Here is an 18,393-nt window from a genome sequence, read left to right on the forward strand (position 1 = left end):
CGGTTCAGGCGCCGAGGTGGGCGCCGTTGCTGGCGATGACGTCGGCGTAGTAGCCGAACGACTTCTTCCTGGTCCGCGTCAGGGTGCCCGTCCCGTCGTCGTTCCGGTCGACGTGGATGAACCCGTACCGCTTGCTGAGCTGCGCCGTGGACGCCGACACCAGGTCGATCGGGCCCCACCACGTGTAGCCCCACAGCTCGACGCCGTCGGCGATGGCCTCGCGCACCTGGAGCAGGTGGTCCCGCAGGTAGGCGATGCGGTAGTCGTCCTCGACGGTCGGGACCCCGTCGAGGACGACGAGCTCGTCCTTGGCGCCCAGCCCGTTCTCGACGATGAACAGCGGCTTCTGCCACCGATCCCAGTAGTCGTTGAGGACGATGCGCAAGCCGACCGGGTCGATCTGCCAGCCCCACTCGGACGCCTCGAGGGTCGGGTTCGGCACGCCCGCGAAGATGTTGCCCGGCCCCCTCTCGATCGTCGGGTCCGCCGAGGCGCAGATGCTGACGTAGTAGCTGAACGACACGAAGTCCACCGTGTGCTTCAGCGTCTCGCGGTCGGCATCGGTGATCTGCAGTTCGACGCCCGCCTCACGCAGCTTCCGCAGGAAGTAGCCCGGGTAGGTGCCACGGCAGTGGACGTCTCCGAACGCGTAGTTGTCGTGTTCGATCCGCAGCGCCTCCCACACGTCGGCCGGGGCCGGCGTGAGCGGGTAGGTCGGCATGGCGATGATCATGCAGCCGACTTTCAGGTCGGGGTTGATCTCGTGCGCGATCCTCGTCACCGACGCCGAGGCCACCAGCTCGTGGTGGATGGCCTGGTAGAGGTCCTGATCGGACAGCTGTTCCTTCGGCGTCCAGATGCCGCCCGCCATCAGCGGGGCGTGCAGGACGGCGTTGATCTCGTTGAACGTCAGCCAGTACTTCACGCGGTCCCCGTAGCGCTCGAACAGCGTCCGGGCGTAGCGCTCGTAGAACCCGATCATGCGGCGGTCGACCCAGCCGTCGTAGGTCCTGGCCAGGTGCAGCGGCGTCTCGTAGTGGCTGATCGTGACCAGCGGCTCGATGCCGTGCTTCGCGCACTCGTCGAGGACCCGGTCGTAGAAGGCGAGGCCCTCCTCGTTCGGCGTCTGCTCGTCCCCACGCGGGAAGATCCGCGACCATGCGATCGAGAACCGGAACACCTTCCAGCCCATCTCGGCGAACAGCGCGATGTCCTCGGCGTAGCGGTGGTAGAAGTCGATGCCCTCGAGCTTGAGGTTGTCGGGCGTGGGCTCCTCGGTCGGCGGGGCCATGATGCCGCGGGGCATCACGTCCTGGATTGACAGGCCCTTGCCGCCGGCGAGGTGGGCGCCCTCGTACTGGTTGGCGGCGACCGCGCCACCCCAGAGGAAGTCCTGCGGGAACGTCGTGCTCATGGTGTGTTCTCTCCTGATGGGTCTCAGACGGTGACGAGGGCGGCGTCCTGGCCGGCGGTGACGGTGCCGGACGCGGTGGCCTCGACGGACTCGAACTGTCCGGTGTTGGTGACGATGAGGACGGTGGTGGTGTCGTGGCCGGCTGCCTGGACGATGCCGAAGTCGACCTCGGCCAGCACCTGTCCCCGCTCGACGCGGTCACCCTTGGCGACCGTCGAGGTGAACCCCCGGCCCTTGAGCTGGACGGTGTCGATGCCCACGTGGACGAGGACCTCGACCCCCTCGTCCGTCCTGATGCCGAACGCGTGGCCGGACTTCATGGCGACCACCACCGTGCCGGACGCCGGGGCGACGATCCGTCCGTCGGTGGGGATGACACCCACGCCGCGGCCCATGGCCTCGGAGGCGAACACCTTGTCCTCGACCTGCGTCAGGGGGATGGCGGTGCCGGCGACCGGGGCGCCGAGGGCGACGGTCCTGGTGAGGAGGGCGACGCCGCCCGCGGTGGCGGTGGTGGTGGTCGCGTCGGTCGGGACGGGGACCGCTGCGTCCGCGGACGCGCGGGCGGGACCGGAGGCCGGGGTGGCATCGCTGCCGGCCGGCTCGGGGTCGGGCTGCTCGCGGTCGACCAGGGCGAGGGTGACGAAGAAGCCGATCGCCATGGCCACACCGGTGCCGATGAGCTGCAGGGTGAAGTTGCCGACGGTCATGTAGGCGGGGATGGCGAGCAGGGACGGGAAGACGAACCCGGCGGCGGCGCTCCCCCCGGCGGAGGCGATGGCACCACCGATGGCGCCACCGGCGATGCCGGCGTAGAAGGGCTTCTTCAGCGGCAGGTTGACGCCGTAGATGGCGGGCTCGGTGACGCCGGCGACGAAGCCGGAGACGGCGGACGGTCCGGCGACCTCACGACGCTTGGCGCTGCGCGTGCGGAGGGCGACCGCGGTGGTGGCGGCGGCTTGGGCGAGGACGGCCGCCAGGAGCGGGCCGCTCAGGACGGAGTAACCCTGCAGGGTGAGGTCGTTGAGCATGATCGGGACGAAGCCCCAGTGCAGGCCGAACAGGACGAACACCTGCCAGAAGCCACCCATCAGCGCACCGCCCAGCCACGGGGCCATCATGAAGACGGAGGTGACGGCCGCGGAGATGCCGCGGGCGGCGAAGGTGGTGGCCGGGCCGACCGTCAGCAGGACGAGCGGGACCATGATGAGCATGACCAGCAGCGGGGTGGTGAAGTTCCGCAGCCAGTGCGGCAGGACCTTGTTGAGGCCCTTCTCCAGGTACGACTGCAGCCACACCGCGATGACGATCGGGATCACGGAGCTGGTGTAGTTCATGGCCACCACCGGCAGGCCGAGGAAGGTGACGGGCCCCTCGGCGGCGGTCAGGGCCACGATGCTGGGGTAGACCAGCGCGGCGGCGACGGCCATCGAGGTGAAGATGTTCGCCTTGAAACGCTTGGCGGCGTTGACGGCCAGGAAGATGGGCAGGAAGTGGAAGATCGCGTCCGCCGAGGCGTTCAGGATCGTGTAGGTCGTCGACGCGGGGTCGAGCAGGTTGAAGTTGATGAACAGGCTGAGGAACGCCTTGAGCAGGCCCGCGCCGGCCAGGGGCCACAGGGCGGGCAGGAAGATCGAGCTGATCAGCTCGATGAACTGGTTGAGGATGCTCCCCTTCTTGCCGGGCTCGGACGACGCGCCGTCCTCACCGAGCTTGGTGATGCGGGTCATCTCGTCGTACAGGATCGGCACGTTGTTGCCGATGACGATCTGGAACTGGCCGCCCGCCGGCATGACGGTGATGACACCGGGCAGCTTCTCGACGGCCGCCTTGTCGGCCCTGGAGTCATCCTTGAGCCGAAGGCGCAGGCGCGTCGCGCAGTGCCCCATCGTCGCGATGTTCTCCTCGCCGCCGACGGCGGCCAGGAGGTGTGGTGCGAGTGTCCGGTAATCCACGGAGCCCATCGTTGGGTCCTTCCTCTTGTGCGGGAACGCAAAAAAGGCCCGAGGCGCACGTCTGTGCGTCTCAGGCCTTGCCTCAACAGCTGAGTAACAATCCTGGGGAGCCCTCAACGGGCTCACGGACATAGATAAACACAAACCCACCGTCCCGCACAACCCTCGGCTTCGAGCGCGGATCCTCACCGTCCTAGGCTGCCCCCATGAGCATCGGCATCATCGGACTCGGCAGACTCGGCACGGCCCTGGCGGGAGGCTTGGCGCGGGTCGGCGTCCCGGACGTGGTGGTCTTCAACCGCACCACCGCCAAGGCCGAGGCGCTGGCGTCCGAGTGCCCTGGGGTGGCGGTGGCGGCGTCGGCGGCCGAGGTGTTCGAGCGGTGCGACCCGGTCTTCCTGTGGACGGCACCGCCGGACTCGGCGGCGTTGGCGTCCGAGCACGGCGAGGTGATCGCCCGGCACCGTCCGATGATCGTCACCTGCGCCTCCGGCTGGGATCCGGGCGGGCACACCCCGCGTTGGGCGACCACGCTCCCGAACGTGAACCTCTCCACCGGCCAGGGCGCGACGCTCGTCACGTGGGGCCCCGGGCTCACCGAGGCGGACAAGGACGCCGTCCGCGCGCCCCTCGCCGCCTGCGGCGTCGTGCACGAGGTGGACGCCGAGCGCCTCAGCCTCTACGCGGCGCTGACCAGCAGCGGACCGGCCCTCTACGCCCGGGCGCTCGAGATCTGGGCCGACGCCCTGGCCGGACGTCACGGTCTCGACCCCGAGGTCTGCCGCGGCCTGGTGCGCCAGACGGCGGCCGGGACGCTGACGCTCCAGGAGCAGGACGCCATCGGCGCCGGCGCGGTCGTGGATCGCGTCGCGCACCCGGGCGGGACCACCGAGAAGGGCCTGGACGTCCTCAACGCCGAGTTCCCCCGCGTCGCCGAGCAGATGCTGCGGGCGATGGGCAAGTGGGGCGCCTGAGGTCGGCACGCCCCACCCCCTGTGTTGCATTTTGTGTCGGCAAAGTACCCCGATGATGACCAGCTTTGCCGACACAAAATGCAACACACCCTCGGGACTTCCTGCTCGCCGCCGGACGCGTCCTGAGGTCCGGGGACGGCGGCCGGTCGGTTCCCCCGCCCTCAGTCCTCGTCGAACTCCCCGGCCAGGGCGTGCGCTGCGAGGTGCTCCTCGGTGGCCGCCTCCCAGACCTCCTTGGCGGCCCGGACGTTGATCAGGATGATCGCGATGCCGAGGATGACGTCCGGCCACCCGGACAGGGTGAACCAGGTGATGACGCCCATCACGATGATGAGCGCGTTCACGATGACGTCGTTGCGGGCCGTCAGGAACGCAGCAGTGGTCATCGAACCACCGTGCTCCCTGTAGGTGGACAACAACCAGGCGCAGGAGGCGTTCACGAGGATCGCGCCGCCCGCGGTGACCACGAGCGACGTGACGTCCGGCGCCTCGGGGTTGCCGAACTTCTCGAACGCCTGCCACGCCGCCGCCAGCGCCGGCAGCAGGATGATGCCCGCCATCACCTTGCCGGCCCGCGCGCGGGCGCGCAGCGACCAGCCGAGCGCGACGAAGATCAGCAGGTTGACGGCCGTGTCCTCGAGGAAGTCGACCGAGTCGGCGAACAGCGACACCGACCCGATGGCCAGCGCCACGGCGACCTCCACCCAGAAGTAGGCGAAGTTCAGGCCGGCCACGGTGAGCACCGTGCGGCGCAGCCGCGGCATCCGTTCGGCAACCTCGTCCGCGGTCAACTCCAGGTCATCGTCGTCATCTACCACCGGAGAAACTTCTCACGTTTGCGGGCGTTCAGCGCACCGGGGCAATACGGTGTGGTCGTAAGCTGAACGCCTCGTTCGCAGAGCGAACAGACTGGGACGTCGTCCTCTTCGGAGCCCTCGCCCACAAGGAGATTCCATGCCCCACGCAACAACGTCGGCCGACCTCACGCTCCACTACGTGATCGACGGCCCGGACGCCGCCCCTGTCGTCGTCCTGTCCAACTCGATCGGTACCAACGTCGACCTGTGGGCGCCCATCGTGCCCCGGCTGGCCGAGAAGTTCCGCGTCGTCCGCTACGACAGCCGCGGCCACGGCGGCTCGACCACTCCCGCCGGTGACTACACCATGTCCCAACTGGCGGGCGACATCGCCGCGATCCTCGACGACCTGGCCGTCGAACGTGCCCACGTCGTGGGCCTCTCGGTCGGCGGCCAGACCGCCCTCACATTCGCCCTGGAGCACCCCGAGCGGCTCGACCGCCTGGTCGTCTCCAACACGGGGGCGAAGATCGGGACAGAGCAGTCCTGGGCCGACCGCGCCGCCAAGGTGCGGGGCGAGGGCCTCGAGGCCATCGTCGACGCCGTCACCGCCGGGTGGCTCACCCCCTCCCACGCAGCTGAGAACCCCGAGCAGCTCGCTACCCTGAAGGAGTGGTTCCTCGGCAACGACCCCGAGGGCTATGCGGCGACCTGCATCGCGCTGGGCCACACCGACCTGAACGACCGGCTCGGCGAGATCAGTGCGCCGACGCTGGTGATCGGCACCACCGGGGACGTCCCGACCCCGCCGGCCCTGACGTTCGCGATCGCCGACGGCATCCCCGGCGCGACCCGCGTCGAGATCCCGGGCGCGCACCTCAGCGTCCAGGAGGCTCCCGAGGCGTACGCCGAGGCCGTCCTGGCCCACCTGTCCTGAAACGCCGCACCGCCAACCCGCACCACCGAACACGAAAGGAGCCAGGACGATGAAGTTCCTGTGCCGCATGCAGGTGAAGTTCCCCGAGTCCATGTCGAAGGAGGAGATCGCCGAGAAGCAAGCCGCCGAGAAGGAGTACTCCCAGGCACTGCAGCGCTCCGGCGAGTTCGAGGCGATCTACCGCGTCGTGGGGCGCTACGCCAACGTGTCGGTCTTCGAGGTCGAATCCAGCGACCGCCTGCACGAGATCTTGGCCGGCTTCCCGATGTTCCCGTACATGGACATCGAGACCACCGCTCTGTGCAAGCACCCGAACTCGATCCGATGACCCCCGGCCCCGAACGCCCTGAGCCGATCCAGTCGCTCGTCCGAGGACTCTCGGTCATCACGGCGTTCGGGGCGGCACACCCCCGGATGACGCTGAGTGAGGTCGCCCGCGAGGTCGATCTCAGCCGGGCGACCGTCCGACGCGTGCTGCACACCTTGGTGGACCTCGGCTACGCGGCCACCGACGGCACGCTCTTCTGGCTGACGCCGCGCACCCTCTCGCTGGGCTACTCCTACCTCTCCTCCCAAGGCCTCGCCGACCTGGCCAACCCCCACCTGCGCGCCCTCTCGGCGGCACTGAACGAGTCCACCTCCCTGGCCGTGCTGGACGCAGACGAGATCGTCTACACCACCCGCTTCGCCGTGCGGCGGATCATGCGCACCCCCATCGCCGTGGGCACGCGGTTCCCGGCCTACGCCACCAGCATGGGACGCGTCCTGCTCGCCGGGATGTCGGACGCCGACCTCGACGACTACCTGGCCCGCACCGACCGTCCGCGCCTGACGCCGAACACCAGGACTCAACCGGACGAGCTGCGCCGGGCCCTCCACGAGGTGCGTCGGACCGGCATCGCCGTGATCGTGGACGAGTTGGAGCCCGGGGTCTGCTCCGTGGCCGCCCCCATCGTCGCGGCGGACGGTGCGGTGGTCGCCGCCATCAACGTGTCCATGGCCAGCGGCTCCGGCGCCCGCGAGCGCCTCGATGCGGTCACCCCGAGCGTCCTGGCCTGCGCCAGGGCGATCAGCAACGAAGTGCGGAACCGCGCGGCGCTGACGCCCTGATCCCCGTCAGACGCCGGCGCACTGCCCCGGATGACGCGGGTGGTTGAACGTCACGATGATGTTGCCGCCCCCGTCGCGCACCACGAACGTGTCGGGCAGGGGCTTCAGGTTGGTGGCCAGTTCCTGGCACAGGGCCATCGCCCGGTCGACAGACCGGTCGGGCAGCGACGTTCGCACCGCGTACCGCCGCGGACCGATCTGGTTCACCGCCGTGATGACGTCGCTGTTCTGCGGCGCTGCGGCACGGTAGCGCGCCGCCTCGCCGCCGGCGTCCGCCGTGCTGTCGCCGGCCGGGGTGGATGAAGCGCCACACCCCACGAGCAGGACCGACGCCGCCAGGGCGACCAGCAGACGGGGTCTCATGCGGAGGGCTGCACAGCCCAGGACGGCGGCTCGTCGTTGCCGGACTCCTCGTCAGCCTCGGAGTCGGCGAACGTCTTGTGAACCTTGCCCGCCGCGTGGTGGACCGGGGCGTAGATCGCGTAGAGACGCATGGGCTCATCACCGGTGTTGATCACGTCGTGCCACATGCCGGCGGGCACGACGATGCACCAGCCGTCGGAGACCTCCTCGGTGAAGGTGATCTCGTCGGCGTCCGGTCCCATCCGGACGTGCCCCTGCCCGGCGTCCAGCCGCAGGAACTGGTCGGTCTCGGGGTGCACCTCGAGGCCGATCGACTGGCCCGGTTCGATGGACATGAGGGTCACCTGAAGGTACTTCCCCGTCCAGGCGACTTGGCGATAGACGTCGTTCTCGACGGTCGCCTTCTCGAGGTCGAACGAGTTGGGCTTCGGCCCGACGTCCTCGATCTTCACGTGTCGCTCCCTTCGTCGTGGATACCTCTCCAACCTAGCCGAGGCCCCCGACATTCACCGGGCGCGCGCCAAGATCAGCGCCTCGGCGCGCGGCCCCGGGCACGAATCCGGCGAGCAGCCCCCCGACCCGGAAGGCGCGGCCGTCAGGGTTGGCACATGCGGACGAGTGGCTGCTGGCCCTGCAGGGTTCCCATGGACGACGATGGGCGCGTGCGCAACCAGATCCAGGCTCCCTCGGCGGTCGTGATGGTGCGACCGCACCACTTCACCCCGAATCCCGAAACCGCGGCCGACAACGTGTTCCAGCTGCCACGTCCCGAGATCAACGCCGAGACGTTCGAGGCCCGGGCGCTCCGCGAGGCGGACGCCGTGGCGCGCACCCTCATGGAGCACGGTGTCACGGTGCACGTGTTCGATGACCGAGGGCGCGAGACACCCGACTCGGTGTTCCCGAACAACTGGTTCTCCACGCACCATGGGGGCCGCGTGGTCCTCTACCCGATGGCGGCCCCGAGCCGGCGCGGCGAGCGGCGTGTGGACGTGATCGAGATGCTCAAGCGCGACTACCGCGTCCAGGAGGTCATCGACTACTCGGGGCTCGAACCCGACGGGCTGTTCCTCGAGGGGACGGGCGCGATGATCCTCGACCACGTCGAGCGGGTGGCGTACGTGGGCGCGTCGCAGCGCGCGAACCAGGTCATCCTGGAGCGCTTCTGCACGCACGTCGGCTACGAACCGATGGTCTTCGAGAACCGCGACCCCGCCGGCGAGGCGATCTACCACACCAATGTGATCATGAGCATCGGCACCGACTTCGCCCTGCTGTGCACCGAGGTGATGACGGACGCCCGCCGCCGCGACGAGATCGTGGAGCGCCTCACGGCGTCCGGACGCGACGTCATCGACCTCTCCTGGCAGCAGGTCACCGAGTTCGCCGGGAACGGCATGGAGTTGACCGGCTCGTCGGGACGGCTCTACGCCTGCTCGGCGCGCGCCGCGGCGTCCTACACGGACGAGCAGCGGGCCCGGATCGAGGCGTCCGCGCCGATCGTGGCGATCGACGTGCCCACGATCGAACTCGCCGGCGGCTCGGTGCGCTGCATGCTGGCGGGGATCCACCTCTCCCGCCGCTGAGGCGACGACCCGATCAGCGACGCACCGCTCTGTCGACCAGACGTGCCGCCGTCCGGGCGGTGCGCCCGTCGACGTCGAAGCGCGGGTTGAGTTCGGCGATCTCGAGGAGTCCGAGCTTGCCGGATGCCAGCACGGCGTCGACGATCACCCGCACGACATCCAGCCCGATCCCGAAGCCCGCCGGCGCGCTCACACCGGGCGCGACGGACGCCGGCAGCACGTCGAGGTCGATGCTCAGGTGCACCCGGTCCAGCCCGCTGGCGAAGCGCTCGACGAAGGCGGTGGCGGCCCCGATCGCGCAGTCCTCATCGAGCAGGACGCGCGCGCCGAGGCTCTCGGCGGCCTCGAACAGGGCACGGGTGTTGTTCGCCCGGCTGATGCCGGCGACCGCGTAGGCGAACCGGCGCCCCGCTGCTGCCTCGGCGGCGGCGATCTCGGCGAACGGGGTCCCGGAGGTGGCGCGGTCCGCCGAGCGCAGGTCGAAGTGGGCGTCGACGTTCAGGACCCCCCACCTCTCAGCCGCGGCGCGCGGAGCCCACCCCAGGTAGGAGCCGTGGGCCACCTCGTGCCCGCCGCCGAGGACGACCGGGAGGGCGCCGGCCTCCAGCACCGACGCAGCCACCGCCCCGAGTCGCTCCTGGCCGGCCTCGAGGTCGCCGCCGTCGACCACGACGTCCCCGGCGTCGAACACCGGACGCCCCGGGTCGCTGAGGTTCGCGAGTGCCTCGCGCAGGGCGAGCGGGCCCTCGGCGGCCCCGACACGCCCTCCGTTGCGGCGGACCCCCTCGTCTGAGGCGAACCCGAGGATCACCGCCGAAGATGGAGTGAACTTGTACCCCGACTGCGGGGTACAAGTCACCACCGTGTGCCAGCGGGCATGCTCGGGCCCGGGCCCGTCGTCGCGTCCGGCCCAGGGCTGGGAGGCTCGGTCAGCCACGGCGCCCCTCCTTCAGCACGTGCCGCACGAGCGGGACCCCGGGACGGTAGGCGAGGTGGATCGACGACGGGGCGTCCAGCACGACCAGGTCGGCCCGGGCGCCGGGGCCGAGGTGGCCGACGTCGGTGCGGCGCAGCGCCCGGGCCCCGCCGGCGGTGGCTGCCCAGAGCGCCTCGGCCGGGGTCATCCCCAGCTCCCGGACCGCCAGCGCCACCATCAGCGGCATCGACGTCGTGTACGAGGTGCCCGGGTTGCAATCGGCCCCGAGCGCGAGGGTGACGCCGGCGTCCAGGAGTCTGCGCGCATCGGGGTAGGGCCCGCGCGTGCAGAAGTCCGCGCCGGGGAGCAGGGTCGCGACCGTGTCGGAGCCGGCGAGGGCGTCCACGTCCGCGTCGGTCAGGTGGACGCAGTGGTCCACCGAGGCCGCACCCAGCTCCACCCCCAGCCGGACGCCCCCGCCCGCGGTCAGCTGGTTGGCGTGCACACGCACGCCGAGCCCCGCCGCGAGGCCGGCCTCCAGCACTGCCCGGGACTGCTCCACGTCGAACGCGCCCTCCTCGCAGAACACGTCGATCCACCGGGCGTGTGGAGCGGCCGCCGGGATCATCTCGTCGACGACGAGCCGGACGTAGTCGTCGACGCGTCCGGCGAACTCGGGCGGCGGGACGTGCGCCGCGAGCAGGGTCGCCTCGTCCGCGTGGGCGGCGGCGAGGCGCACCGAACGCACCTCGTCCGGGACCGTCTGGCCATAGCCCGACTTCACCTCCAGCGTCGTCGTGCCCTGGCGGCGGTACTCGGCGGCCAGCCGGCGCAGGTTGGCCGCGAGTTCCGGGTCGGACGCGGCGCGGGTGGCGGCCAGCGTCGTCCGGATGCCGCCGGCGGCGTACGGCAGCCCGGCCATGCGGGCGGCGAACTCCTCGGACCGGTCCCCCGCGAACACCAGGTGGCTGTGCGACTCGACGAACCCCGGCACCACGGCCGCGCCCGCGGCGTCCAGCACGTCGTCGGTGCCGCGATCGGCCCGCGCGGACGGCCCGACCCACGCGACGCGGCCGTCCTCGACGACGACCGCGGCCTCGCGGAGGGTGCCGAGCTCGGGATCGTGGGTGACCAGTTCGCCGATGTGGTCGATCAGCAGGGACATGGCGTCAGCCTCTCGTCTCAGGCCTCCATCATGGGGATCCGGACGCCACGCTCGCGGGCGACGTCGCGGGCATGCGGGTATCCGGCGTCGACGTGGCGCATGACGCCGGTGCCGGGGTCGTTGGTGAGCACCCGCTCGAGCTTCTGGGCGGCGAGGTCGGTGCCGTCGGCGATGCAGACCTGTCCCGCGTGGAGGGAGCGTCCGATGCCCACGCCCCCACCGTGGTGGATGCTCACCCAGGACGCGCCGGATGCCGTGTTCAGCAGGGCGTTCAGCAGCGGCCAGTCGGCCACGGCGTCCGAACCGTCGGCCATCGCCTCCGTCTCGCGGTAGGGCGACGCCACAGAGCCGGAGTCGAGGTGGTCGCGTCCGATCGCGAGGGGGCCGATCTCGCCGGCGGCCACCATCTCGTTGAAGCGGACACCGGCCCGCGCGCGCTCCCCGTAGCCCAGCCAGCAGATGCGGGCCGGCAGGCCCTGGAAGTGGACGCGCTCGCCGGCCAGGGTGATCCAGCGGCGGAGGTGCTCGTCCTCGGGGAAGAGGTCGAGGATCGCGGCGTCGGTCCTGACGATGTCGGCCGGGTCACCGGAGAGGGCGGCCCAGCGGAAGGGTCCCTTGCCCTCCTCGAACAGCGGACGGATGTAAGCCGGCACGAACCCCGGGAACTCGAACGCCCGGGCGAACCCGCCCTTGCGAGCCTCGTCGCGGATCGAGTTGCCGTAGTCGAAGACCTCGGCGCCGGCGTCCTGGAAGCCGACCATCGCCTCGACGTGCTGGGCCATGGACGCCTGCGATGCCTCGGTGAAGCCGGCCGGGTCCCGGGCGGCACGGTCCTTCATCTCGTCGAACGGGACACCGAGGGGCAGGTACTGCAGGGGGTCGTGGGCGGACGTCTGGTCGGTGACGACGTCGATGGTGATGTCGCCGACGCGGTGGCGTTCGAGCAGGGCGGGGACGACCTCCGCGGCGTTGCCCAACAGGCCGATCCCGAGGGGGCGCCGTTCCTGCTTCGCCCGGTTCGCCAGCGCGATGGCGTGGCCGAGGTGGTCGGCGACGACGTCCAGGTAGCGGTGTTCGACGCGTCGCGCGATGCGGCTGGGGTCGCACTCGACGCAGATCGCCACCCCCTCGTTCATGGTCACCGCGAGGGGCTGTGCGCCGCCCATGCCGCCGAGGCCGGCGGTGAGGGTGATGGTGCCGGCGAGGGAGCCGCCGAAGCGCTTGCGCGCCACGGCCCCGAACGTCTCGTACGTGCCCTGCAGGATGCCTTGGGTGCCGATGTAGATCCAGGATCCGGCGGTCATCTGGCCGTACATCATGAGTCCGGCCCTCTCGAGTTCGCGGAAGTGCTCCCAGGTCGCCCAGTCGCCGACGAGGTTGGAGTTGGCGATCAACACGCGCGGGGCCCACGCGTGGGTGCGGAACACCCCGACGGGCTTGCCCGACTGGACCAGGAGCGTCTCGTCGTCGGCGAGGTCCTTCAGTGTCCGGACGATGGCGTGGAAGCTCGGCCAGTCGCGGGCCGCCTTGCCGGACCCGCCGTACACGACGAGTTGCTCGGGGTGCTCGGCGACCTCGGGGTCGAGGTTGTTCATCAGCATCCGCAGGGCGCCCTCGGTCTGCCAACTGCGGGCGTTCAGGTCGCGGCCCCGGGGGGCGCGGATCACGTCAGCCATGGGCCCAGCATCGCCCCGGCGCCGGCGTCCGACCCGGGACGACCGGCGTGTGTCTCGGATCTCAGACAGACGTGGGTCGGTGGGCCGCGCCCGCGGCGTCCGTGCGTGAGACTCGACCCCATGCGTGAGGTGAGGGTGGGGATCGGACCGGTCTCCTTCGAGGACGTCGTGGCGGTGGCCCGGCAGGACGCGCGCGTGGTGGTGACCGACGAGGCGCTGGCCGAGGTCGCGGCGACGCGCCACAGCATCGAGGCGCTGGCGGCGCAGGATCGTCCGGTCTACGGGGTCTCGACGGGGTTCGGGGCGCTGGCGACAAAGCACATCCCCCAGGAGAAGCGCGCGCAGCTGCAGCTGTCACTGATCCGGTCGCACGCGGCGGGGTCGGGCGAGGCCGTGGAGCGCGAGGTCGTCCGCGCGATGATGCTGCTGCGGCTCTCGACGATGGCGAGCGGGCGCACGGGCGTCCGGCCGGTGGTGGTCGACACGTACGCAGCGCTGCTCAACGCGCGACTCACGCCGGTGGTCCACGAGTACGGGTCGCTGGGGTGCTCGGGCGACCTCGCCCCGCTGGCCCACTGCGCGCTCGCCGCCATGGGCGAGGGTGAGGTGACGGACGCCGCGGGAGTCCGCCGACCGGCGGCCGAGGCGCTGTCCGCCGCCGGGATCGAGCCCCTCGTGCTCGCCGAGAAGGAGGGGCTGGCCCTCATCAACGGGACCGACGGCATGCTCGGGCAACTGGTGCTCGCGTGCCACGACCTGGCGTCGCTGCTGACAACGGTGGACGTGGTCGCCGCCATGTCGGTGGAGGGCCTGATGGGCACGGACCGCGTGTTCGCCCAGGATCTCCACGCCATGCGCCCGCACCCCGGCCAGGGTGAGTCCGCGGCGAACATGCGGGCCCTGTTGGAGTCCTCGCCGATCGTCGCGCGGCACCGCGACGACCCGGACTGCCCGATCGTCCAGGACGCCTACTCCGTGCGGTGCGCGCCGCAGGTGACCGGCGCGGCCCGGGACACGCTCGCCCACGCGCGACTGGTGGCCGGGCGCGAGTTGGCGTCGGTGATCGACAACCCGGTCGTGACTCCCGACGGGCGCGTGGAGAGCAACGGGAACTTCCACGGGGCCCCGGTGGCGTACGTGCTGGACTTCCTGGCCATCGCCGTGGCGGACGTCGCGTCGATGTCGGAGCGGCGGACCGACCGGTTCCTCGACGTGAACCGCAACCACGGGCTGCCGCCGTTCCTGGCGCACGACCCGGGCGTGGACTCGGGCCACATGATCCTGCAGTACATGCAGGCCGGGGTGGTGGCCGAACTGAAGCGCCTGGCCGCACCGGCGTCGGTGGACTCGATCCCGAGTTCGGCGATGCAGGAGGACCACGTCTCCCTCGGCTGGCACGCAGCCCGCAAGCTGCGTCGGTCGCTCGACGGCCTGGCGCGGGTGCTGGCCGGCGAGGCCCTGACCGCTGCGCGGGCGCTGGACCTCCGGGGCATCGGGTCCGCCCCCGCGACGGCCGCGGTGGTGGCGGCGATCCGCGAGGTCGTCGACGGCCCGGGCCCCGATCGCCACCTGGCGCCGGAGATCGAGGCGGCGGTCCGGCTGGTCAAGTCGGGCGCGCTTGTGAGCGCGGCGGAGTCGGTCGGCGGCCCGCTGGGCGGGTAGTGGATCAGCGTGAACTCGTTCCCCTCAGTCGGGGAACAAGTTCACTCCACGTTCCGGCGGGCACTGCAGGCACCGCGCCGGGCGGCCTGCCCAGCCGCGCCCCATGAGGGCCGAGCCCAGCTGCTGGGCGACCAGGCAGGCCGAGTCCCGCACGTCCTCGCTGCCGTAGCGAAAGGTCAGCTGAAGCTGGGCCGTGTGTTCGTTGTCGCGGGCGTAGTCACGGAACCGCCCCACCAGGTGGCCGCGACGCCCGTCGAGCTCGATCAGGACCCCGTACTCCTTGTACTCGACGTCGATCCGCCGCCCCTTCTTCGTCCACGCCTGACGCTTCCCCTCGGGCAGCCCGTGCGCGCGGAGGACGTCCGCGCGGAACACGTACTCCAGGTTGCTCTCGATGCCTTGCAGGTCGGCCAACACCTCGAGGAGTTCCGCTCGGCGCGGATGCCGACCACGGAGCCGCAGGGCCGTCTCGACCTCCTTCGTCGTCGTGCGCTTCAGGCGGACCAGCTCCGTGCAGGTCGCGACGAAATCGGCCAAGGTGCCACCACGCGTCGCGTCGAGGAGGGCATCCACGGCCCGGATGGCCGGCGGATCCCCCTTGACCTGCCCCAGCCGGCCCTCTCCGTCGCGCAACACCTCGAACGCCAGGGGCAACCGGCGCTGTACCGATGAGGGCACCACGATGGTGATCGTCTCCGGAAGCTCCCCCACCCCGAGCAGGTGGAGCGCCGCCCGCCCACCCACGGCCGATGGCTCTCCCGCCAGCAGGATTCCGGTCCACACGTTCTGGGCGAAGGTGGGCTCCGCCACTCCCCGGATGAAGATCCCGCGCCCACTGCGCGACCATCGCTCGTCGCGCAGGAAGCGCTCGATCGCCTTGGGGCTCACCCCGCAGCCCAGCGCCTGCTGACGGGAGATGGTCCCCGCTTGGGCCTCGAGCAACCGCTGGACTGCCTCCCCTGGAGATTGCGTCGCGTGCACGCGAGGACAGTAGGCGGCATCCGCCACCCCGGATTCGAGCCGGCTCGGCTGCGCTCCGCACAGACAAAGTGAACCCCTTGCCCCCAGTCGGGGGACAAGTTCACCCTGTCTTGAATCGTTACCCCGCGGGCCCACCCAACCGCCGCGACACCTCGGCGGCCGCGGCACGGACCGCCGCAACGATGGGGTGGACCTCCCGCACCGGGACCCGCGCACGCCACGTGCAGCTCAACGACGCGATGGGCATGCCGTGGACGTCCAGGATCGCCGCACCCACCGACCGGAACCCCGGCGTGACGAGCTCGACCTCCTCCGACCAGCCCCGCTCACGCTCGGGCGCGAGCTCCCCCAGCAGGTCCGAGAGCCCACGCGGACCGCGCCCCGTCCGCGACACGAAGTCACCGGGCCGCGTGTACAGCGCCCGCACGGTCGCCTCCGGCAGCTGCGCGAGGATCGCACGTCCGTTCGCCGTGAGATGTGCCGGCAGCAGGACGCCGACCGCGGTCACCAAGCTCGGCTCGTCCCCGGACGCCGACGCCGGCGCCTCCTTCAGAAGATAGAGGGTGAGCGGTCCCCGCAGGATCCCCAGGTGGACGGTCACGCCCTGCTCGTCCGCCAGCGCCTTCACCACCGGCCGGGACAACCGTTCGAGCCCCTCGTGCACCGAGTACGCGCTGGTCAGGCCATACGCGGCACCCCCCAGCGCCCAGCCGCGCGATTCCGGCACGTGCAGCGCGAACCCGCGCCCGGCCAGCACCGTCAGGATGTGGTAGGTCGACGACCGCGGCAGACCGAGGTCGCGGGCGATCGCGGCAGCACCCACCGGGCCCGTCTGGCGACCGAGATGCGTCAGGATGTCCAGCGCCCGCCCCACGGCGGGCGAGGTGCTCGAGGCACGCGCCATGGCGTCGGTCAGCGCATCAGGACGTGGCGCAGCGCATCCGACAACGTGCCCTGCGCGAACCAGAACCCGGACTCGGAGAGCTTCTGCGATGTCACCCGCTGGTCGGTGTCGATGAGCTGGTCGTGACCCTCCCTGCCGAGCAGCAACGTGGGTCCGATCGCAGGCGTCGGCACCACACTGGGCCGGTGCAGCACGCGGCCCAGCGTGGTCGCGAACTCCCGGTTCGTGACCGGACGCGGAGCCACCAGGTTGATCGGCCCCTCGACCGTGTCGGTGAACAGCGCGTGGACGTAGGCGCGGACGGTGTCGTCGAGACTGATCCAGCTCATCCACGCGTCCGGGGCGGCGAGGCGTCCGCCCAACCCGATCGAGTACAGGGGGACCTGAGGGGCCAGCGCCCCCCCGCCCTCACTCAGGACGATGCCGGTCCGCAACTGCGCGACCCGGACGCCGGCGTCCACGACCGGCCGCGCGGCGGCCTCCCAGGCGCGGACGACGCCGGCGAGGAAGTCCTCTCCCGGTTCGGAGCGTTCGGTCAACAGCTCCCCCGGGCGCCGGGCTCCGTAGTAGCCGATCGCCGACGCCTGGACCAGCGTCGGCAGCCCCACGGCCCGGGCCGCCTCGGCGAGGGTCGTCGTGGCGTCGAGGCGCGAGGCCAGGATCTGCGCCTTGTTGCGCCGGGAGAACCGCCCCCCGATGGAGTGCCCGGCGAGGTTGACGACGGCGTCCGCACCCGCGAGGGTGCACGGGTCCGGGCGATGATGCCCCGGATCCCAGCGCACCTCGTCCGGGCGCGTGGCGGGGCGGCGGACGAGCCGGACGACGCTGTGCCCGCCCGAGGTGAGGGCGGCGACCAACTGGCTCCCGATCAGGCCGGACGCCCCGGCCACGACGATGCGGCGAGGCGAGGCCGCCAAGCGCGTGTGCAGGTCGAGGTCGTCGCGGAGTTGGCGCTCGCGGAACGCGAACAGCCCGTCCAGCTGCATCTCGACCAGGGCCTGGTCGATGCCGCCGGGGATGGTGACGGGCAGGTCCCAGGTGACGCGGTCGGTGATGATCGTCGACCCACCGGGCCCGTCGGCGAACTCGTGCTCGTGGTACCAGCGCTTGAACGGTCCGGAGACCTGTTCGTCGACGAACCGCTCGCCGGGGACGAGCTCGACGTGGCGAACCTTCCAGCGGAGGCCGAGGGGGCCCTTGCCGTGCCGGTGCGGGACGTCGGGGAGCAGGCCCGCGACCAGCGGATGGCTGATGATCAGTTCGACCTCGGAGCCGGCCTCGATCCCGTGGGTGTGCGGGCTGACGGCGGTGGCCATCCCGGGGGGCGACAGCCGCGCGAACGCCCCCGGACGGGTGTGCCACGCGAACACCGTCGCGCGCGGGTGCGGATACCGACTGACACGCTCGAATACGGGCATGCGACCAGCCTAGGCCCCGCCGCGGGGCAGCGGCCCCCGGCAAGGGAACCCTCGCCCTCGCCACCGGAATTCGTTTAGCGCAGCTAATGAGCTAGACTAAGCAAAGTGCCCGAACGTGACCCCCTCCTCAGCCTCGCCAGCGATGTGCGCATCGCCTGCCAGCACGTGAGCCGCCGGGTCCGGTACGACAACTGCCACGAGATCCCGCCGCACCAGTTCAGCGTGCTGGCGAAGCTGGCGGTGGGCGTGGCCCGCACCCCCGGCGAGTTGGCCCGCATCGAAGAGGTCAGCGCCCCGAGCATGACCCGCACGGTCAACGGCCTCGTCGAGGCGGGCCTCGTCGCACGCACCACCGACCCCGACGACGGCCGGCGCCACCTGTTGGCCCTCACCCCCGAGGGCGCGGCGATGGTCGAGCGCACCAGGGCCTCGCGGGACGACTGGATGGTCCGCCGGCTCCAGAACCTCTCCCCCGCCGAGCTGAAGACTCTCCGCGCGGCGACCGACATCCTGCAGAAAGTGATCCAGGCGTGAG

The 18,393-nt window shown here is 71.2% G+C and carries 18 protein-coding genes; 7 read left to right on the forward strand and 11 right to left on the reverse strand.

Going from position 1 to position 18,393, the window contains the following annotated elements; all coding sequences use genetic code 11:
• Window positions 1-4 precede the first annotated feature (4 nt).
• Window positions 5-1,414 (reverse strand): glycoside hydrolase family 1 protein, encoded by a 1,410-nt coding sequence (locus AC5YDA_RS06265; protein ID WP_496190196.1) that lies wholly within the window; start codon window positions 1,412-1,414, stop codon window positions 5-7.
• A gap of 23 nt (window positions 1,415-1,437) precedes the next feature.
• Window positions 1,438-3,378 carry a beta-glucoside-specific PTS transporter subunit IIABC gene (locus tag AC5YDA_RS06270; protein WP_496192905.1) on the reverse strand — a complete coding sequence of 647 codons (1,941 nt, stop codon included), beginning with the start codon at window positions 3,376-3,378 and terminating at the stop codon, window positions 1,438-1,440.
• A gap of 197 nt (window positions 3,379-3,575) precedes the next feature.
• Here AC5YDA_RS06270 and AC5YDA_RS06275 point away from each other — a divergent pair, with 197 nt between their 5' ends.
• Entirely contained in the window at window positions 3,576-4,343 is a 768-nt protein-coding gene (locus AC5YDA_RS06275; RefSeq protein WP_496190198.1) for a pyrroline-5-carboxylate reductase family protein, read from the forward strand.
• A 161-nt stretch (window positions 4,344-4,504) separates the two neighbouring features.
• Here the strand turns inward: AC5YDA_RS06275 and AC5YDA_RS06280 are convergent, their stop codons facing one another.
• A complete protein-coding gene (locus AC5YDA_RS06280; protein ID WP_496190199.1) occupies window positions 4,505-5,161 on the reverse strand; it encodes a cation efflux transmembrane domain-containing protein in 657 nt (218 codons plus the stop codon).
• Window positions 5,162-5,297: 136 nt separating this feature from the next.
• Here AC5YDA_RS06280 and pcaD point away from each other — a divergent pair, with 136 nt between their 5' ends.
• From pcaD to AC5YDA_RS06295, 3 genes are read left to right on the forward strand one after another with little or no spacing between them, the layout of a single operon-like run.
• The gene (gene pcaD, locus AC5YDA_RS06285) at window positions 5,298-6,077 is read left to right on the forward strand and encodes a 3-oxoadipate enol-lactonase (protein WP_496190200.1); all 780 of its coding nucleotides are present in this window, start codon (window positions 5,298-5,300) and stop codon (window positions 6,075-6,077) included.
• A gap of 49 nt (window positions 6,078-6,126) precedes the next feature.
• A complete protein-coding gene (gene catC, locus AC5YDA_RS06290) occupies window positions 6,127-6,405 on the forward strand; it encodes a muconolactone Delta-isomerase (RefSeq protein WP_496190201.1) in 279 nt (92 codons plus the stop codon).
• A complete protein-coding gene (locus AC5YDA_RS06295) occupies window positions 6,402-7,187 on the forward strand; it encodes an IclR family transcriptional regulator domain-containing protein (RefSeq protein ID WP_496190202.1) in 786 nt (261 codons plus the stop codon). The genes catC and AC5YDA_RS06295 overlap by 4 nt, the downstream gene beginning before the upstream one ends.
• Before the next feature lie 6 nt (window positions 7,188-7,193).
• Here the strand turns inward: AC5YDA_RS06295 and AC5YDA_RS06300 are convergent, their stop codons facing one another.
• Window positions 7,194-7,550 carry a hypothetical protein gene (locus AC5YDA_RS06300; protein WP_496190203.1) on the reverse strand — a complete coding sequence of 119 codons (357 nt, stop codon included), beginning with the start codon at window positions 7,548-7,550 and terminating at the stop codon, window positions 7,194-7,196.
• Complete coding sequence (locus tag AC5YDA_RS06305) at window positions 7,547-8,002, reverse strand: cupin domain-containing protein (RefSeq protein ID WP_496190204.1); 456 nt, start codon at window positions 8,000-8,002, stop codon at window positions 7,547-7,549. Before AC5YDA_RS06305 ends, AC5YDA_RS06300 begins: the two co-directional genes overlap by 4 nt.
• Window positions 8,003-8,212: 210 nt before the next feature.
• On the opposite strand from AC5YDA_RS06305, the gene ctlX reads away from it, so the two are divergent.
• Entirely contained in the window at window positions 8,213-9,136 is a 924-nt protein-coding gene (gene ctlX / locus AC5YDA_RS06310; protein WP_496190205.1) for a citrulline utilization hydrolase CtlX, read from the forward strand.
• Between the two features lie 13 nt (window positions 9,137-9,149).
• Here ctlX and hutG read toward each other — a convergent pair whose 3' ends face one another.
• Genes hutG through hutU form a run of 3 tightly spaced genes read right to left on the reverse strand, consistent with a single transcriptional unit; the run spans window position 9,150 to window position 12,893 of the window.
• Window positions 9,150-10,073, reverse strand: coding sequence for a formimidoylglutamase (hutG, locus tag AC5YDA_RS06315; protein ID WP_496190206.1), 924 nt, complete (start codon window positions 10,071-10,073; stop codon window positions 9,150-9,152).
• Window positions 10,066-11,217, reverse strand: a complete 1,152-nt coding sequence (hutI, locus tag AC5YDA_RS06320; protein ID WP_496190207.1) for an imidazolonepropionase — start codon at window positions 11,215-11,217, stop codon at window positions 10,066-10,068. The genes hutG and hutI overlap by 8 nt, the downstream gene beginning before the upstream one ends.
• Window positions 11,218-11,234: 17 nt before the next feature.
• Window positions 11,235-12,893: a urocanate hydratase gene (gene hutU, locus AC5YDA_RS06325; RefSeq protein ID WP_496190208.1), complete on the reverse strand. Its 1,659-nt coding sequence runs from the start codon at window positions 12,891-12,893 to the stop codon at window positions 11,235-11,237.
• 120 nt (window positions 12,894-13,013) lie between these two features.
• Here hutU and hutH point away from each other — a divergent pair, with 120 nt between their 5' ends.
• Window positions 13,014-14,555: a histidine ammonia-lyase gene (gene hutH, locus AC5YDA_RS06330; protein ID WP_496190209.1), complete on the forward strand. Its 1,542-nt coding sequence runs from the start codon at window positions 13,014-13,016 to the stop codon at window positions 14,553-14,555.
• 24 nt (window positions 14,556-14,579) lie between these two features.
• Here the strand turns inward: hutH and AC5YDA_RS06335 are convergent, their stop codons facing one another.
• From AC5YDA_RS06335 to AC5YDA_RS06345, 3 genes are all read right to left on the reverse strand, one after another.
• Window positions 14,580-15,536 carry a type IV toxin-antitoxin system AbiEi family antitoxin domain-containing protein gene (locus AC5YDA_RS06335; protein ID WP_496190210.1) on the reverse strand — a complete coding sequence of 319 codons (957 nt, stop codon included), beginning with the start codon at window positions 15,534-15,536 and terminating at the stop codon, window positions 14,580-14,582.
• A 118-nt stretch (window positions 15,537-15,654) separates the two neighbouring features.
• The gene (locus AC5YDA_RS06340) at window positions 15,655-16,440 is read right to left on the reverse strand and encodes an IclR family transcriptional regulator (RefSeq protein WP_496190211.1); all 786 of its coding nucleotides are present in this window, start codon (window positions 16,438-16,440) and stop codon (window positions 15,655-15,657) included.
• Window positions 16,441-16,448: 8 nt separating this feature from the next.
• Window positions 16,449-17,858, reverse strand: a complete 1,410-nt coding sequence (locus AC5YDA_RS06345; protein ID WP_496190212.1) for a TIGR01777 family oxidoreductase — start codon at window positions 17,856-17,858, stop codon at window positions 16,449-16,451.
• 105 nt (window positions 17,859-17,963) lie between these two features.
• On the opposite strand from AC5YDA_RS06345, the gene AC5YDA_RS06350 reads away from it, so the two are divergent.
• The gene (locus tag AC5YDA_RS06350) at window positions 17,964-18,392 is read left to right on the forward strand and encodes a MarR family winged helix-turn-helix transcriptional regulator (RefSeq protein ID WP_496190213.1); all 429 of its coding nucleotides are present in this window, start codon (window positions 17,964-17,966) and stop codon (window positions 18,390-18,392) included.
• The last annotated feature ends 1 nt before the right edge of the window (window position 18,393 follow it).

The organism is Propioniciclava sp. LT294 (assembly GCF_059516005.1).

Excerpts from the sequence above, each read along its gene's own strand:
- AC5YDA_RS06295 (WP_496190202.1), top strand. The coding sequence starts at position 6,402 with ATGACCCCCGGCCCCGAACGCCCTGAGCCGATCCAGTCGCTCGTCCGA.
- AC5YDA_RS06275 (WP_496190198.1), top strand. The coding sequence starts at position 3,576 with ATGAGCATCGGCATCATCGGACTCGGCAGACTCGGCACGGCCCTGGCG.
- hutI (WP_496190207.1), bottom strand. The coding sequence starts at position 11,217 with ATGTCCCTGCTGATCGACCACATCGGCGAACTGGTCACCCACGATCCC.
- catC (WP_496190201.1), top strand. The coding sequence starts at position 6,127 with ATGAAGTTCCTGTGCCGCATGCAGGTGAAGTTCCCCGAGTCCATGTCG.
- AC5YDA_RS06300 (WP_496190203.1), bottom strand. The coding sequence starts at position 7,550 with ATGAGACCCCGTCTGCTGGTCGCCCTGGCGGCGTCGGTCCTGCTCGTG.
- hutH (WP_496190209.1), top strand. The coding sequence starts at position 13,014 with ATGCGTGAGGTGAGGGTGGGGATCGGACCGGTCTCCTTCGAGGACGTC.
- AC5YDA_RS06270 (WP_496192905.1), bottom strand. The coding sequence starts at position 3,378 with ATGGGCTCCGTGGATTACCGGACACTCGCACCACACCTCCTGGCCGCC.
- AC5YDA_RS06345 (WP_496190212.1), bottom strand. The coding sequence starts at position 17,858 with ATGCCCGTATTCGAGCGTGTCAGTCGGTATCCGCACCCGCGCGCGACG.
- hutU (WP_496190208.1), bottom strand. The coding sequence starts at position 12,893 with ATGGCTGACGTGATCCGCGCCCCCCGGGGCCGCGACCTGAACGCCCGC.
- pcaD (WP_496190200.1), top strand. The coding sequence starts at position 5,298 with ATGCCCCACGCAACAACGTCGGCCGACCTCACGCTCCACTACGTGATC.
- AC5YDA_RS06340 (WP_496190211.1), bottom strand. The coding sequence starts at position 16,440 with ATGGCGCGTGCCTCGAGCACCTCGCCCGCCGTGGGGCGGGCGCTGGAC.
- AC5YDA_RS06265 (WP_496190196.1), bottom strand. The coding sequence starts at position 1,414 with ATGAGCACGACGTTCCCGCAGGACTTCCTCTGGGGTGGCGCGGTCGCC.